Below are 16,107 nucleotides of genomic sequence, written 5' to 3'. Positions count from 1 at the left end.
CCCAGACAAAGGAAAGGCTGACATGCAGCAGTTCGTCGACAGCTTCTACGAAGGAGCGGCCCAGTTCCCGGACCGCGTCTTCGCGATCGACCCCGACGGCCGCGAGTGGACGTACGCCGAGATGGCGAGGCTCGCGGACCGGGTCGCCACCGGCATCCTCGCGGCCGGCGTCGAGCCCGGCTCGCGGATCGCGATCTTGAGCCCCAACCACGTCTACGGCCTCGCGGTGAACTACGGGATCGTCCGGGCCGGGTGCGTGTGGGTGCCGCTGAACTACCGGATGGGCACGAACGCCGTCCGCGAGACGTTGAGCGACATCCCGGTGGCCGGCGTCTTCTCCCACACCTCGCTCGAGGCCGACCTGGTCGACCCGGCAGGCGCGGACACCGGTGTCCTCGGCGTCGTCCTCCTCGACGGGACCGGCACGTCGTCCCCCTCGCTGGAGGACTGGCTTCCCGACGAGGTGGCGTCGAGCTTCCCGGAGCGCGGTCCCGAGGACGCCGCGGCGATCCTGCTCACGAGCGGCACGACCGGCAAGCCGAAGGGCATCGTCGTCCCGCATCGTGCCTTCGTCGCGATGCTGCGCGACTTCGACCTGCTCTTCGACTACCCCGAGCCGCCCCGGCACCTCGTGGTCGCCCCGATCACCCACGCCGCCGGCATCTACGCGGCCGCCCTCAACCGCCACGGCGGCACCCACGTGCTGATGGACCAGGCTGATCCCGGCGCCATCCTGCGCGCCATCGAGCAGCACCGGATCACCACCGTGTTCCTGCCTCCGACTCTGATCTACCTGATGCTGTCGCATCCCGAGATCGGCGACCACGACTACTCGTCGCTGCGCTCGCTCCTCTACGGGGCCGCGCCGATGTCGGCCGACAAGGTGCGCGAGGCCTGGGAGGCCTTCGGACCGGTGATGTTCCAGGGCTACGGGCAGAGCGAGGCCCTCATGATCGCGTCGGTCCTCACCACTGCCGACCACGCGGAGGCCCTCGCCGACCCGAGCCTGGTCCACCGGCTGGCGAGTGCCGGCCGGGTGGGCCCGAGCTCGACCGTGGCCATCATGGACGACGACGGCACGCTCCTGCCGACGGGCGAGCGCGGCGAGATCGTCGTCCGCGGAGAGATCGTGATGACCGGCTACCTCGATCAGCCGGAGGCGACCGCGGAGGCGCAGGCGTTCGGGTGGCACCACACCGGTGACGTCGGCTATCTCGACGAGGACGGCTACCTCTTCGTGGTCGACCGCAAGAAGGACATGATCATCACCGGCGGGCTCAACGTGTTCCCCGGCGAGATCGAGCGCGTGCTGCTGGGGCATCCCGACGTGCGCAACGCCGCGGTGGTCGGCATCCCCGACGACAAGTGGGGTGAGGCCGTGCATGCGGCCGTCGAGCTCAAGGACGGCGCGACGGCGACCGAGGCCGACCTCGTCGCGTACTGCCGCCCGCTGCTCGGCGGCGTCAAGACACCGAAGACCATCTCGTTCCTCGCCAGCCTTCCCCGCAACGCCACCGGCAAGGTGCTGAAGCGGGAGATCCGCGAGCCGTACTGGAAGGGCCACGACCGTGACATCTGAGACTGCTTCCGTGCTCGACGGGGAGCGCCTCCCGGCGCCGACCGACGAGCTCTCCTTCCACCGCCGGGGTGCGGCGTTGTGGGTGAGGTTCGAGCGTCCCACCGCGATGAACAGCCTCACCCCCGCGCTGCTGGCCGGGGTCGAGGACGCCGTCACCCTCGCGGAGTCCGACCTCGGGCTGCGCGCCCTGGTGCTGACCGGCTCCGGCCGGGCCTTCAGCGCTGGCGCCGACCTCACGTCGGTCCCGGACGTCGGCGACGGCCCGGCCGGCGCCGACGCCTTCCGCGGCTACCTGACGACGGCAGGCGAGGCCTTCGCCCGGCTCGCCGGGTGCCGGGTGCCGACCATCGCCGCCGTCGACGGGTACGTGCTCGCCGGCGGTCTCGAGCTGGCCCTGGCCTGCGACCTGGTCGTCGCGACCCCGGCGGCTCGCTTCGGCGACGGACATGCGAAGTTCGGGCAGTTCCCCGCCGGCGGCGCCACCGCGCGGCTGCCGCTGCGCGTCGGTCACGGCTTCGCCAAGTACCTGATGCTCACCGGCGCCCTGGTCGACGGCCGGGAGGCGGAGCGGCGCGGCCTCGCCGACGTCCTGGCCGACGACGGCGACCTGGTCGGCGCCGTCGACCGGATGGTGGAGGCCATCGCGGCCGGCAGCCCGCTGGGCCTGCAGCGGATGAAGGAGCAGCTCGCTCCCTCGTTCGCGCCGCTGGACCAGCAGATCCGCACCGAGCTCGACGTCGCGGTCGCCTACGCGCGCTCCGCCGACCGTGCCGAAGGCCTTGCCGCCTTCAACGAGGGGCGGACCCCTCGCTTCGGCACCTCCCCCTCCCCGGACGACGAAAGGTCCCCCGCATGAGCACCGTCACCACCGCGCCCGAGGCGCTTCTCTCGCTCGCGGGACGGACGGCTCTCGTCACCGGTGCCGGTCAGGGTGTCGGGCGCGAGGTCGCCCTCACCTTCGCCCGGCACGGCGCCGACGCCGTCGTGGTCAACGACTACGACGAGGGCCGGGCGCGTGCCGTCGCTGCCGAGGTCGAGGCGCTGGGCGCACGGGCCCTGGTCATGGCCACCGACATCACCGACTTCGCCGCGGTGACGGAGCAGGTGGAGGCGGCGGTGGCCGAGCTGGGGGCGCTGCACGTCGTCGTCAACAACGCGGGCAACGCCGGGCCGCGCGGTGCCGACGCGAGCTTCGACCCGTTCTGGGACACGACGCCGGACGACTGGCAGGCCTGGCTGGGCACCAACCTGTTCGGGACGCTCAACGTCACCCGGGCCGCGCTTCCCGCGCTGCTCGCCACCGGTACCGGCAGCGTCGTCAACGTCATCTCCGACGCCGGCCGGGTCGGGGAGCCCCACATGCCGGTGTACTCCGCCGCCAAGGCCGGGGTGGCGGGCTTCAGCCGCGCCCTCGCCAAGGGCACCGGACGCCTCGGCGTCCGGGTCAACGCGGTGTCGCTGGGAAGCGTGCGCACGCCCGGCGTCGAGGCGATGATCGCCGACCCCAAGGCCGTCGAGGCGATGCTGCGCCAGTACCTCATCCGTCGTCTGGGCGAGCCGGCCGACGCTGCCAACATGATCCTGTTCCTCGCGTCCGACGCCTCGAGCTGGATCACCGGCCAGACCTATCCCGTCAACGGCGGGTACTCGGTCTCGTTCTGAGGTGCGGCGATGAGTGTCGACGTCGTCGAGACCGGGCGCTGCGCCGAGGTCACGTTCCACCGTCCGGGCACGCTCAACGCGCTCGACCTCGAGACCGTGAGCCGGCTTGCCGACATCTTCGTCGCGATCGCCGCGCGCGCTGACCTCGACGTGGTGGTGCTGCGGGGTGGCGCGCCGGGCTTCTGCGCGGGCGGTGACCTCGGCTACGTGGCGACGCGCGTGGACGACCTCGCTGCGGCGGCCGAGGACTTCCTCGACCGCAGCGACGTGCTCGTCACCACGCTCCTCACGATGCCCCAGGTGTCCGTCGCGGTCGTCGACGGTGTCGCCGCCGGTGCCGGGCTCTCGCTCGCGGCTGCGGCCGACGTGGTGCTGTGCAGCGACCGCAGCACCTTCCACCCGGCCTATGCCCGGCTCGGCGTCCCGCCCGATCTCGGTGGGTCGCTCTCGCTGCGGCGCCGCCTGGGCTCGTCGGCTGCGCTCCAGCTGCTCCTGCGGCGCTCACGACTGGACGCCCGGGCCGCTCTCGCCGCCGGGCTGGTCGATGACGTGCTGCCGGCCGCCGGCTTCGACGACGGTGTGGCCGCCGAGGTCGAGCGGCTCCTGCGGGTCGACCCGCTCGCGCTCCGCTCGACCAAGGCGGTCGTCCGCGAGCGGCCCGAGCCGGCGGAGCTCAGCCGGGCCCTCGCGGCCGAGCGGCGGGGACTCGTCGCTGCGATGACCTCGCCGGACTACGTGCGGCGTGTCCGGGAGTTCGTTGAGCGCGGCGACTGAGCAGCGGCCTCCTGCGATCGACCTCGGGTGGGCCTGGGCCCCCACGGCCCAGGCCCACCCGCGCCTCAGAGCCCGTGGTTGGCGACGAACAACCGCCCCGGGTCGACCGCGTCGCGCACCCGGCACAGCGCCGACCAGTCGTCGCCGTCGTAGAAGCGGCTGGTGTCGACCCGGGTCTCGGTGAAGGTCGGGACCAGGCCGGTCTGCGACCACGCCGACAGGGCGCGGACCACCGAGAACGCGGCGGCGCGGCCGGCCACGGCGGCCTGCGGCGTCGGGGCCATCGCCACGCAGAAGAGCGCGTACGAGCCGGGCACGTGCGACAGCGCGCCACCGGCGGCGTCGGGCCGGGCGAAGGCGCCGCCGAGCTGGCGCAGCTCGGCGAACGTGAGGCCGGACGTCGTCCCGGGGCCGACCTGTGCCAGGAAGGCCGCGACACCGGCGGCGTCGAGCGGCCCGAGCACGGCGTGGTCGGCGACCGCGGGTGAGGGCCCGGGTGGGTCCATGTGCATGTCCAGCACGGCGGTCGCGGGGATCCGGCCGAAGGTGTCGAGCTCGGGCTCCAGCGCGCGGAGGGGCGCGAGCAGCTCGGCCGCGGTCTCGTCGGACTCCAGCACGGCGCCGTCGATGACGACGATGTCGCGCCCGGACAGGAACGGCGGCAGCTCGGGGATCGGCGGGAAGCTCATCACCCGCAGCGACGTGGTCGCGCTCTCCGGTGCCGTGCGGGTCCACTCCACCCAGGCGGGGACGACGTCGCCGGCCCGCTCGCGGTCCCAGAGCAGCATGCCGGCGAAGACGTCGGCATAGGGGAGCAGGCCGATCTCGATCGCGACGACCACGCCGAGGTTGCCGCCACCGCCGCGCAGCGCCCAGAGCAGGTCACGGTCCTGCTCGGCCGTGGCGCGCACCAGCGTGCCGTCGGCGGTGACGACCTCGATCGCGGTCACCGAGTTGGCGGCCAGCCCGTGGCGTCGGCCGTAGAAGGACAGCCCGCCGCCGAGGACGAAGCCGGCGACGGCGACGTCGGGCGCCGAGCCGTGGAGCACTGCCCGGCCGTGCTGCGCCGCCGCGCCGACGACGTCGCGCCACAGCGTCCCGCCGAGGACCCGCGCGGTCCCGGCGCCGAGGTCGACGGTGACGCCGGTGAGCCCGGAGAGCCGCAGCAGGACGACGTCCGCGAGCGAGCCTTCACCGAGCGCGGCCGCGCCGTGGCCGGTGCTCTGCGGCGCGACCCGCAGGCCGGTGGCGGCCGCGGCCCGGACGACGTCCTGGACCTCGGCGACGGAGCGTGGGATCGCGACGGCGGCGGGGCGCTGGTCGACGGCGGTGTTCCAGGGGACGCGGGCGGCGTCGTACCCCGGATCTCCGGGGAGGTGGATCTCGCAGCTCGTGGTGAGCCGGGCGAGGAGGGTGCGGTCAGGAGTGGTGGTCATGGGGCAACCCTCGGGCGCACGCCGGCCGCGGACCATCCCGCTCGCGGGGGTACTTCTGGACCCCTCCGAGTGGGTGGTCCAGACCACCCAGAAATGTGGGATACGCGCCCAGGAGCGGTTGGTCCACACTGCTCGCATGGCCTCAGCACTGACCGCCGAGCGGGTGCGCCAGGACGTCGACGTGGTCGCGCGCGCCGGGCTCGAGCTGGAGACCTTCCTCGAGGAGGCGATGGCATCCGTGCGCCGTGCCGTCCCCTGGGTCAGCGCCTGCGTCGGCACCCACGACCCCAGCACCCACATGCTCACCAGTGCCCGCAAGTACGGCGACATGCAGGGCAGCGACGCGCACGACCACGAGTTCGCGCTCATCGAGTACGGCATGGTCGAGGAGACCGCGTTCACCGAGCTCGCCCGGACCGGCACCGACGCGGCCGGGGTGCACCTGGTGACCGGTGGCGAGGTCGAGCGGTCGGCGCGCATGGCGCAGTTCATGAAGCCGCACTTCGGCTTCGGTGACGAGGCCCGGCTGGCCTTCCGCGACGGCAGCGACCTGTGGGGCGCGCTGGCGGTCTTCCGCGGTACCGACGATGCGCCGTTCGACCGGGCCGAGGTCGACTTCCTGGCCTCGCTCGCGGTGCCCTTCGCGCGCGGGGTGAAGACCGGGCTGCTCTCCCGGTCCGCGGACCTCCTGCCGCCCGTCGACGGCGGCGGCCCGGCCGTGATCATCGTCGGCCGCGACGACCAGGTCACCCAGATGACCCCGGCGGCCGAGGCCTGGCTCGGTGAGCTCGTCCACGCGACCGGCCACTGCGACCCGATCTCGCCCGTCGCCGCGCTCATCGGCGCAGCCCGGCGCTACGGGCGGGGCGAGACCGCCGTCCCGCCGCGCTGCCGGCTGCGGACGGTCAGCGGCATGTGGCTGGTGCTGCAGGCCGGGCCGCTGAGCAGCTTCCGCGAGCGCGACGGTGACGTCGTGATCACCATCGAGGAGGCCCGGCCGCCGGAGATCGTGGCGCTCGTGGTCGCCGCCTTCGGCCTCACCGTCCGCGAGCGCGACGTGACCCAGCTCGTGCTGCAGGGCGTCGACACCAAGGAGATGGCGAGCCGGCTGCACCTGTCGGCGTACACGGTGCAGGACCACCTCAAGTCGGTCTTCGACAAGGCGGGCGTGCGCTCGCGCCGCGAGCTGATCGCCCGGATCTACTTCGACCAGTACGTGCCGCGCATGGGGGGCGAGCTCGCCCCGTCCGGCTGGTACGCGTGATGTCGTCGGCGCTCCTGCGGGACCGGGTCCGCAGCGACGTCGACGTCGTCGCCCAGGCCGGCCTGGACCTGGACTCCTTCCTCGTCGAGGCCGTGGCCTCGCTGCGCCGCGCGGTGCCCTGGGTCAGCGCCTGCGTCGGCACTCACGACCCGCGGACCCTCCTGCTGACGAGTGACCGCAAGTTCGGGCACCTGCTCACCCAGGACCCGCGCGACGACGAGTTCGGCCTGCTGGAGTACGGCAGCCCGGAGGCGACGTCGTTCACCGAGCTGGCCACGGCGGAGCGCCCGGCCGCGGGGGTGTTCCTGCAGACCGGTGGGGACGTCGCGCGCTCGATGCGGATCGCGTCGTACCACCTGGCGCACTACGGGCACGCCGACGAGGCGCGTCTGGTCTTCCGCGAGGGCACCGCCGTGTGGGGCGGGATGGGCCTGATGCGCGGCGCGGACGACCGGCCGTTCGACGCCGCGGAGATCGAGTTCCTCGCGTCGCTGTCGCCGGCCTTCGCGCGGGGCGTCCGGGTCGGCCTGATGGCCCGGCTCGCGGAGGCCGACGCGCTCCCCGAGGACGGGGAGGCCGAGCACCCGGGGCCGGCGGTCGTCATCATCGGCGCGGAGTACCGGATCAGCCAGATGACCCCGACCGCCGAGCAGCGGCTGCGCGAGCTCGCCCGCGACCCGAGCGGCGAGATCCCGGTGGCGCTGCTGTCGGGACTGGTCGGGGCGGCCCGCCGCTACGCGCGGGGCGAGTCGACCACGCTGCCGCGCTGCCGGGCAAGGACCCGCCGCGGCCGCTGGCTGATCCTGCAGGCGGGACCGCTGAGCGGCACCGCCGACCACGCGGGCGACGTCGTGATCACCATCGAGGAGGCCCGCCCGCCCGAGATCGTCGGGCTCGTGGTCGCCGCGTTCGGGCTGACCGCGCGCGAGCGCGACGTGACGCAGCTGGTGCTCCAGGGCGTCGGGACCCAGGAGATCGGGCGCACGCTGCACCTGTCGGCGTACACGGTGCAGGACCACCTCAAGTCGGTCTTCGACAAGGCGGGCGTGCGCTCGCGGCGCGAGCTGATCGCGCGGGTGTTCTTCGACCAGTACGTGCCGCGGATGGGTGCGGAGCTCGGTCCGTCGGGTTGGTACGCCTGAGTCACCGGGTCAACCGGGCGGCGCGACTCGTGCGCTGGCCGGCGGTGGAGGTCAGGACGACGACCACCTTGACCCTCTTCTTGCGCCCGAGCAGCTTGCGCGCCGCCGCGGAGAGCGCGATCGGGACCGTCGCACGACGTCCGGGGGCCACGGCGTAGCGCGCGGTTCCGACGGTCTTGCGGCCCGCCTTGACCACGACGCTGCCGCGGCACGCGACGAGCCCGCCCGCGCACGCGACGGTCAACGGCGCCTTGCGACGGCGCTTGTCGGCGTCGAGCCGGGTGCTGACGGCGGTGGCGCGTGGCTGCGGGTGGGGGCGGAGCTGGTTGCGGTCGCCGACGTCGACATTGGTGACCCAGAGCTGGTCGCGGGTGACCCGCACGATGGCGTTGGCGTCGCGGTCGGTGAACCAGATCGCTCCGTCGGCGCCGTAGGTCACCGACCGGGGCCGGAAGTTGCCCACCCGCGCGATCGCGCCCTGGCCGGCGGCGTTGACGTGGCCGATGCCGACGGTGGCGCCGATGCTGGCGAACCAGACGTTGCCGTCGCGACCCAGGGTGAGGCTGCGGGGAGCGGTGCGGTCGCCGGTGCGGATCGTGTGCACCGCGTTGTCGGTGCCGACCCAGCCGACGTTGCCCCACGAGGGCGAGCTGGCCCAGCTGCCCGGCTCGTAGCGGCCGAACCAGATCCGCTGGTGGGGTCCGGTCGCGACCGAGTAGGGGTAGGTCGCGTCGTCGGGCATCGGGTAGGTCCTGCCGCCGGTGCCTCCGGCGTTGACCTGGATGAGCTTGTCGAAGTCCTGGCACCACATCAGGTCGTCGCGACCGCGCCCCAGCGCGCCGTCGCACGGTGGCGCGTTGTCGTCCCAGGTGGCGGTGTCGCCGACGATCTTGAGGATGCCTTGCTCGTCGAAGGACAGCGTCACCCAGGCGGCGCCGCCGGGTCCCATCCGGACCTCCTCGCCGTAGGGGTAGCTGAGGTTCCAGGTGAAGGCGGCCGACGGGCTGCTCGGATGGAAGCGGGTGATCCTCCAGCCGGAGTCCCACACCACCCACACCCGCCCGGAGGAGTCGACCTCGAGGTCCATGACCGTGCTGTCGTCGGAGGTCTGCGCGGGAAGGGTGAACTCGGTGATCGCGCCGGCGGTCGTGATCCGGCCGACCTTGTTCTGATCGCCCTCGACGAACCACATGCTGCCGTCGGGGGCGGTGGTGATCCGCTCGAGCCCGGCACTGCTGGTGGGCACGGGGAAGACGCGCAGCGCACCGGCCCGCTGGGCGGGCCGGGGTGGCGCGGGCGACCGTCGTACGGTCACCCGGTCGGGATGGGCCCGTGCCACCAGCGCGGTGGGCTCTGCCGGGTCGCCGGGACCGGCGCCGGCGGGTGGAACCGTTCCGAGGAGCGGCAGTCCGACTGCCAGCGTGATGATCGTGGTCGTGAGTGTCCAGGCTGCGCGACGCATCGGATCTCCCTTCGGGCAAGGCCCCCACGGCCTTCTCCGACCCAGATCGTGACCCGGGATGCCGCGGTGTGGAGCGATCGCCGCGGATCCGTGCGCAAAATGACGGTTCTGCGGATCGGTGGTGACGGGCGAGCTCAGCCCGCGAAGGCGATGACGTCGCCGGTGACCCGGAGCCCGACCCGGTCGCCGGCCCGCGGCACGCTGTCGGCCGGGGTGCGCGCGGTGACCTGCTCGCCGGAGTCGAGCCGGACCCGGATGGTCGCGTCGTGCCCGAAGAAGCTGACGTCGAGCACCTCGCCCGGCGTCGCGCCGTCCCCGGCAGCGGTGCCGGTGCCGGTGCGGACCTGCACCTGCTCCGACCGTACGGCGAACCGCGCGGGCCCCGCCGCGACCGGCGTGCGCAGGTCGAGGACGCCCAGCGGCGAGCGGCCCTGCCCGTCGGCGTCGACCTCGCCCGCGAGGAGCGAGGCGTGGCCGATGAAGGCGGCGACGTCGGGGTCGGCGGGGGCGAGGTAGACCGCCGCCGGTGCGGCGACCTGGCGGAACTGGCCGGCCATCATCACCGCGACCTGGTCGGCGAGCGAGAGAGCCTCGCCCTGGTCGTGGGTGACCAGGACCGCGGCGGCGTCGGCGGCGCGCAGGGCGCGGACGACGGCGCGTCCGGTCTCCTCGCGCAGCGAGGCGTCGAGCGAGGAGAACGGCTCGTCGAGCAGGACGAGGGCGGGCCGGGGCGCGAGCGCACGGGCCAGGGCGACCCGCTGCTGCTGGCCGCCGGACAGCTCGTGGGGGTAGCGGCCGGCGAGTGCCGGGTCGATCTCCACCATCTCGAGGGCCTCGGCGACGAGGGCTGTGGCGTTGCGGCGCTGGTCGCGGGGCAGACCGAAGGAGACGTTGCGGGCGACGGTCAGGTGGGGGAAGAGCGCGCCCTCCTGGGGTACGTAGCCGATCCCGCGCTGCCGGGCGGGGACGCTGCGGCGTCCGCCGACGACCTCGGTGCCGGCCACGCTGATGGTGCCGCCGGTGGGCTGCACGAAGCCGGCGACCGCGCGGAGCAGCGTGGTCTTGCCGCAGCCGGAGGAGCCGAGGATCGAGGTCACGCCGCCCGGCACGACCAGGTCGACCCCGCGCAGCACGGGGGTCATGCCGTAGCCGGCCTCCAGCCCGCGGATCTCGAGTGCGGCATCCGTCGTCATCAGCGGCTCCTCAGGCTCAACCGGGCCAGCAGCCAGGTGGAGGGTACGGACAGCGCGATCAGCGCCAGGGCGTAGGGCGCGGCGGCGCCGTACGCGACGGACGAGGCGTCGGACCAGAACCGCGTCGCGAGGGTCTCGGTGCCGATCGGTGCGAGCAGCAGGGTCGCGGTGAGCTCGGTGGCCACGGCGAGCGCGACGAGGGCGGCAGCGGCGCTCAGGCCGGGCAGGACCAGCGGCAGGGTGACGCGCCGGGCGACCGCGGGGCCGCTGCAGCCCAGGCTGCGCGCGACCTCCTCGAGGTTGGGCGGCACGAGCTCGAAGGTCGAGCGCACGCTCACCACGGCACGAGGCAGGAACAGGATGAGGTAGCCGACCAGCAGCAGCGCGAGCGTCTGGTAGACCGACGGCACCGCGCGGATCGACACGGTGACCAGAGCCAGCGCGATCACGATGCCGGGCATGGCGCTGGCGGTGTAGACGCTGCGCTCGATCGCGGTGGTCAGCAGGCCGCGGTGACGGACCGCCAGCCACACCACCGGTACGGCGGCCGCGGTGGCGAGCAGCCCGCCGAGCAGCGCCAGCACGAACGTGCTCGACGCGGCGCCCGTCAGCTCGGCCCAGTCGATGCCCGACGAGGTGCCGCGCACCAGCCACCGCACCAGAGCGGCGATCGGTACGCCGAGCGCCCACATGGCGAGCAGGAGGAGTCCGCCGACGACCACGGGACGGCGCCGGCCGAGCCGGATCCGGGTGGGCTCGCGGCGTGCTCCCGAACCGACCCGGGCGCGCTGGCGTCGTCCGCGCAGGAGCGACTCGATGCCGAGCAGCAGCAGGCAGAACGTGACGAGCACGAGCGCCAGCAGCGTCGCCTCGGGTCCGTTGAAGACGGTGGCGTACTGCTGGAGGATCGCCGTGGTCAGGGTGGGGTAGTTGAGCAGCTGCAGGGCGCCGTACTCGGCGAGCAGGTGAAGGCCGACGAGCAGCGCTCCGCCCAGCACCGCCGGGCTGATCGCCGGCAGCGTGACCCGCCAGAACACCGCCCACGGTCCCTTGCCGAGCGCCGTCGCGACCTCCTCGACCGCCGGGTCGAGGCGACGCAGCGCGGCGACCGTCGGCAGGTAGACGAGCGGGAAGTACGACAGCGACACCACCATCACCGCGCCCGGGAACGACTGCACGGCGTGGGTCGTGGAGACCCAGCCGTAGCCGTTGACGAACGCCGGTACGGCGAGCGGCGCGCACAGCAGGCCGTGCCACCAGCCGCGCCCCGGTACGTCGGTGCGCTCGACCACCCACGCGCCGGCGACACCGACGGCGGTGCTGACGAGCACCCCGAGGACGAGCAGCCGGACGGTGTTCCAGAGCAGCTCGCCGATCCGCGGTCGCCACAGGAAGTCGGTGGCCTCGCCCACGCCCAGCTCGGCCGTCGTCCAGAGGACGTAGCCGAGCGGGACGAGGGTGAGCGCCGCGATCGCCAGCCCGAGGACCAGCAGCGGGGGCGCAGAGCGCTTGGTCAGAGGAAGCCCACCTCGGTCATGAGGGAGACGACCTTCTTCGCGTCGAGGTCGGAGACGTTGACGGCGGGCGGCTGCAGCTCGCTGAACGGCTTCTGGACGCCCTCGAGCTGGACGGCCGGGTTGAGCGGGTACTCCAGCGCGTAGCTGTCGGCGAGGATCTGCTGGCCCTTCTCGTTCACGAGGAACTCGATGAACTTGCGGGCCTCGGTCTTCATGTCGCTCGACTTGAGGATGCCGGCGCCGGAGACGCTGACGAAGGCACCGGGGTCGCCGTTGGAGAAGTAGTACTGCGAGCTGTGGTCGCTGACGTCACCGCTCTCCTTGTGGTCGCGCTCCCAGTAGTAGTGGTAGACGATGCCGACCTCGATCTCGCCGGAGTTGACGGCCTCGAGCACGAGGTTGTTGCCGTCGTAGACCTTGCCGTTGGCCTTGATGCCCTCGAGCCAGGTCTTGGTCGCGGCCTCGCCCTCGAGGTCGAGGACGGCGGCGACGATGGCCTGGAAGTCCGCACCGGTGGGGGAGAAGGCGATCTTGCCCTTCCACTCGGGCTTGGCCAGGTCGAGCAGCGACGCCGGCATGGCGGCCTCGTCGGTCTGGTCGGTGTTGTAGACCAGGACGGTCGAGCGGGCCACGAAGCCGGTCCACAGGCCGCTGCGGGGGCGGTACTGCTCGGGGATCGGCGCGACGAGGTCGGCCGGGAGCTTGTCGAGGAGGCCGGCGGCCTCGACCTGCGACATACCAGGGGAGTTCTCGGTCAGGAAGATGTCGGCCGGCGAGGCCTTGCCCTCCTGGACGAGCTGGTTGGAGAGCTCGAGGTCCTTGCCGTTGCGGAGCTCGACCTCGATGCCGGTCTCCTTGGTGAACTCGGGCGCGAGCGCCTTGAGGAGCGGCTCGTGCTGGGCGTTGTAGATCACCAGGGTGGGCTCGTCGTCACCCCCGCAGGCCGCGAGGAGCGGCATGATCAGGGTGGCGGCGGCGACGCCGAGGCCGGCGCGGAGGAGGCGGTTCTTCATCGGGCTTCCTGTCGGTCGTGATGGTCGCGAGCGTAGTGAGCGCGGGTGTCGGATCGGCGGCGGGTCCAGGCCGGGACGCGCTCGACGAGCAGCCAGACGAGGACCCCGAGGGCGAGCGAGGCGAGCAGGCCGCCCAGCGGCCAGCGGTTCTCGAGGTGGGGATAGACCTGCCAGTGGGTCAGGTAGATGAAGAGCGAGGCGCTGGCGAGGGTGCCGGTGAGCCCGACGAGCGGGCGCGGCCACGGTACGGCGGGCACCCACACCAGCGCGGTCACGCCGATCATCACGACCAGGTCGCGCCGGGTGTCGCCGGTGAAGCCCCAGGCGCCGGCCAGCAGCAGCGCGGTGACGAGCCCGCGCTGGAGGGGCGTGCGGGCGACCGCGGCGGCCCAGCCGCCGAGGAAGAGCCACGCGACGAAGACGGAGGAGTGGATCACGTCGCCGTCGTACGACGTGGCGGTGGCCCAGAAGCGCGGGACGAGCGCCACCGCGGTCAGGCCCACGGCGAGGGGGAAGCGGTGCCGGCGCTCCAGCGCCATCACCCACGGGATCGCGGTGAGCAGGCCGGCCCCGACGGCGGCGAGGAGCACGACCTCGACGAACCAGTAGTACCAGTCGGGCTCGGACCACCCGCGTGGGCCGAGCACGTCGTTGAGCAGCAGCACGCTGCGCCAGCCGGGGGCGCCGGTGACGAGAGCGACGGCGCCGATCCAGAGCATCGACGGTACGGCGATCCGCGCGGCCGCACGGGCGACCCGGGCGAGCCGGTCGCGCGGGCCCTCGTCGGCGAGGTGGAAGCGGGCGAAGTTGGCGCCCGCGACGGCGAGCAGCACGTGGGCGCCGCCGACGAGCACCCACAGGTTGGTGTGCGAGCCGACGATGAGCACGATGGCGACCGCGCGCAGCACGATCGTCGTGTCGACCCGGGCCCAGCGCGAGCGCCGAGGGGCGGCGAGCCCGGCGAGGTCGGCGACCGTCCAGCGCTGCCAGTCGTCGGGGAGCCGGCCGATCCGGCTCTCCAGGCGCAGCGAGAGCTCGACGTACGACAGCGAGTCGCCGCCGAGACCGACGAAGGTGTCGGCGGGACCGACCTGCGCCCGGCCGAGCACCCGGGCGTAGAGCCGGGCGAGGGAGTCCTCGGGCGAGGCCGCCTCGACGACCGGGACCGCGTCGAGTCGGCCGACGGCCTGCTGGTCGAGCTTGCCGTTGGCCAGGCGGGGCAGTACGTCGACCGCGACGACCCGGATCGCGTGCACGGGCAGCCCGGTGTCGGACGCCGCGGCCGCGGCGACCTCGGCGAGCGTCGCCGCGTCGGGACGTCCGGGGACCGCCACGACGAGCTGCTGGCCGTCGGCGGACTCGGCGCACCCGGTGTCGTACCCGCCGAGGCCGAGGAGGGTCTGCACCCGGTCGAGGTCGATCCGCTGGCCGAAGAGCTTGGCGAAGCGCGAGCGGCGCCCGACGATCTCGACCAGGCCCTCGGGAGTGATCCGGGCCAGGTCGCCGGTGCGCAGCTCGTCGACCTCGGCACCGCGGGCCAGGTCGGCGGGCGACTCGGCATAGCCCAGCATCACGTTGGGTCCGGCGTACACGAGCTCGCCGACGCCGGGCCCGGCTCCGTCGACGGGGTCGACCCGCAGCGCACCGCCGGGGATCGCGACGCCGACCGCGCCGGGATGGGTGGCGGCGAGCGCCGGCGGCAGGTAGGCCATCCGCGCGGTCGCCTCGGTCTGGCCGTACATGACGACGAGCTCCCAGCCCTCGCGCGCGCCCTGCTCGGCCAGCGCGCGGACCCGCTCCGGCGCGAGTCGGCCGCCGGCCTGGGTGACCTGGCGCAGCGTGGGCAGCCGCGGCCAGCCGGTGCTGCCCAGCAGGTCGAACGTGTAGGGCACGCCCGCGAACGACGTGACGCCCTCGGCCCGCGCGCGGTCCCACAGACCGGCGTCGGTGACCGAGCGGTCGTCCAGGACCAGCGAGGCCCCGGCGAGCAGGTGGCTGTGGAGCACCGACAGGCCGTAGCAGTAGTCGAGCGGCAGCGTGGTCAGGGCGACGTCGTCGGCGGTGAGCCCGAGGTAGGCCGCGATGGACGTCGCGTTGGCGTCGAGGTTGTCGGCCGAGAGCCGGACCAGCTTGGGTGACCCGGTCGAGCCGGAGGTGCTCAGCAGCAGGCGCAGGTCCGGGTGCAGCACGGGGGCGGGGACGGCGGTCGCGCGCCAGTCGCCGTCGCGCTCGACCGAGACGCCGTAGGCGCGGGCCAGGCCGTCGTCGTGGGTGAGCAGCGTGGCGTGCCCGCCGGACAGTGCGGCGAGCCAGCCGACGACGAAGTCGGCCGTGGCCTCGGGGCGCAGCCGGACCAGCTGGCGCACGCCCGGCGCGAGGCCGTCGAGGGCGGCGCGCTCGGCGGCGACGAGCCGGTCGAGCTCGGCGTACGAGAGGGTGCTGGTGGTGGTGCGGAGCGCGGGGCGGTCGCCGTGGCGCGCGAGGCCGTCGGCGATGCCTGCCGCCGCGACCGGGGCGCTGCGCGCGCTCGTCGTCCCTTCCCCCACAGGGCGAACACTAAAGCAAGGCTGCCCTTAGTGGTTCTTCGCCTGAGGGGTGAGCAGGAAGACCGGGATCACCCGGTCGGTCCACTCGGTGTACTTGTCGTAGTTGGGCCACACCGTGACCATGTGCGCCCACACCCGGTCCTTCTCAGCGCCGGTGACCTCGCGCCACGTGCAGGTGTGGTGCCGGCGGTGGTAGTCGACCTCGACGGTCTCGGCCGCGCGCAGGTTGGCCGACCAGACCGGCGGCTTCGGGGCACCGAACGACGAGCCGGCGATCAGCCAGCCGCCCTGCCACGGGACGCACAGCAGCGGCGTGGAGCGCGGGATGCCGCTCTTGCGGCCCTGGACGGTGAGCAGCAGGCTCGGCAGCCCGGCCAGTCCGACCAGGCTCACGCGCCGTCCGGTCAGGCGCTGGAGGCGCTGGTCGGTCCAGGTGATCTGGGGGAGCAGCTTCGGCATCCACGGCTGGGAGCCGAGCTTGATCGCGATCGGCGTGAACAGACCCATGCGCGCACCCTA

Annotated in this window: 13 protein-coding genes; 6 read left to right on the top strand and 7 right to left on the bottom strand. The window is 73.6% G+C overall.

The features are described from left to right. The first annotated feature begins 22 nt into the window (after window positions 1–22). The 4 genes from CCO04_RS07785 to CCO04_RS07770 are packed head-to-tail and all read left to right on the top strand — an operon-like array spanning window position 23 to window position 4,015. A complete protein-coding gene (locus tag CCO04_RS07785; RefSeq protein WP_215813528.1) occupies window positions 23–1,579 on the top strand; it encodes a class I adenylate-forming enzyme family protein in 1,557 nt (518 codons plus the stop codon). A 10-nt stretch (window positions 1,580–1,589) separates the two neighbouring features. After that, entirely contained in the window at window positions 1,590–2,435 is an 846-nt protein-coding gene (locus CCO04_RS07780; protein WP_151582059.1) for an enoyl-CoA hydratase/isomerase family protein, read from the top strand. Next, complete coding sequence (locus tag CCO04_RS07775; RefSeq protein WP_215813527.1) at window positions 2,432–3,241, top strand: SDR family NAD(P)-dependent oxidoreductase; 810 nt, start codon at window positions 2,432–2,434, stop codon at window positions 3,239–3,241. Before CCO04_RS07780 ends, CCO04_RS07775 begins: the two co-directional genes overlap by 4 nt. Window positions 3,242–3,250: 9 nt before the next feature. Further along, window positions 3,251–4,015 (top strand): enoyl-CoA hydratase/isomerase family protein, encoded by a 765-nt coding sequence (locus tag CCO04_RS07770; protein ID WP_215813526.1) that lies wholly within the window; start codon window positions 3,251–3,253, stop codon window positions 4,013–4,015. Between the two features lie 65 nt (window positions 4,016–4,080). Here CCO04_RS07770 and CCO04_RS07765 read toward each other — a convergent pair whose 3' ends face one another. Then, window positions 4,081–5,451 (bottom strand): FAD-binding oxidoreductase, encoded by a 1,371-nt coding sequence (locus tag CCO04_RS07765; protein ID WP_215813525.1) that lies wholly within the window; start codon window positions 5,449–5,451, stop codon window positions 4,081–4,083. A 136-nt stretch (window positions 5,452–5,587) separates the two neighbouring features. On the opposite strand from CCO04_RS07765, the gene CCO04_RS07760 reads away from it, so the two are divergent. Next, window positions 5,588–6,715 carry a response regulator transcription factor gene (locus tag CCO04_RS07760; RefSeq protein WP_215813524.1) on the top strand — a complete coding sequence of 376 codons (1,128 nt, stop codon included), beginning with the start codon at window positions 5,588–5,590 and terminating at the stop codon, window positions 6,713–6,715. Further along, window positions 6,715–7,857 carry a helix-turn-helix transcriptional regulator gene (locus tag CCO04_RS07755; protein WP_215813523.1) on the top strand — a complete coding sequence of 381 codons (1,143 nt, stop codon included), beginning with the start codon at window positions 6,715–6,717 and terminating at the stop codon, window positions 7,855–7,857. Before CCO04_RS07760 ends, CCO04_RS07755 begins: the two co-directional genes overlap by 1 nt. 1 nt (window position 7,858) lies before the next feature. On the opposite strand, the gene CCO04_RS07750 is transcribed toward CCO04_RS07755, so the two are convergent. The 6 genes from CCO04_RS07750 to CCO04_RS07725 form a co-directional block, all read right to left on the bottom strand. Beyond that, window positions 7,859–9,319 carry a hypothetical protein gene (locus tag CCO04_RS07750; protein ID WP_215813522.1) on the bottom strand — a complete coding sequence of 487 codons (1,461 nt, stop codon included), beginning with the start codon at window positions 9,317–9,319 and terminating at the stop codon, window positions 7,859–7,861. A 134-nt stretch (window positions 9,320–9,453) separates the two neighbouring features. Beyond that, window positions 9,454–10,512, bottom strand: coding sequence for an ABC transporter ATP-binding protein (locus tag CCO04_RS07745; protein ID WP_215813521.1), 1,059 nt, complete (start codon window positions 10,510–10,512; stop codon window positions 9,454–9,456). Then, window positions 10,512–11,924, bottom strand: coding sequence for an iron ABC transporter permease (locus CCO04_RS07740; RefSeq protein ID WP_308281151.1), 1,413 nt, complete (start codon window positions 11,922–11,924; stop codon window positions 10,512–10,514). The genes CCO04_RS07745 and CCO04_RS07740 overlap by 1 nt, the downstream gene beginning before the upstream one ends. A gap of 101 nt (window positions 11,925–12,025) precedes the next feature. After that, window positions 12,026–13,042: an iron ABC transporter substrate-binding protein gene (locus CCO04_RS07735; protein WP_252372843.1), complete on the bottom strand. Its 1,017-nt coding sequence runs from the start codon at window positions 13,040–13,042 to the stop codon at window positions 12,026–12,028. Then, window positions 13,039–15,588, bottom strand: a complete 2,550-nt coding sequence (locus tag CCO04_RS07730; RefSeq protein WP_308281150.1) for an AMP-binding protein — start codon at window positions 15,586–15,588, stop codon at window positions 13,039–13,041. The genes CCO04_RS07735 and CCO04_RS07730 overlap by 4 nt, the downstream gene beginning before the upstream one ends. A 27-nt stretch (window positions 15,589–15,615) precedes the next feature. Continuing rightward, window positions 15,616–16,095, bottom strand: a complete 480-nt coding sequence (locus tag CCO04_RS07725) for a nitroreductase family deazaflavin-dependent oxidoreductase (protein WP_215813520.1) — start codon at window positions 16,093–16,095, stop codon at window positions 15,616–15,618. Between the last annotated feature and the right edge of the window lie 12 nt (window positions 16,096–16,107).

The organism is Pimelobacter sp. 30-1, from assembly GCF_018831735.1.
GTDB lineage: Bacteria > Actinomycetota > Actinomycetes > Propionibacteriales > Nocardioidaceae > Nocardioides.
This window is presented reverse-complemented; position numbering and strand designations above follow the sequence as displayed.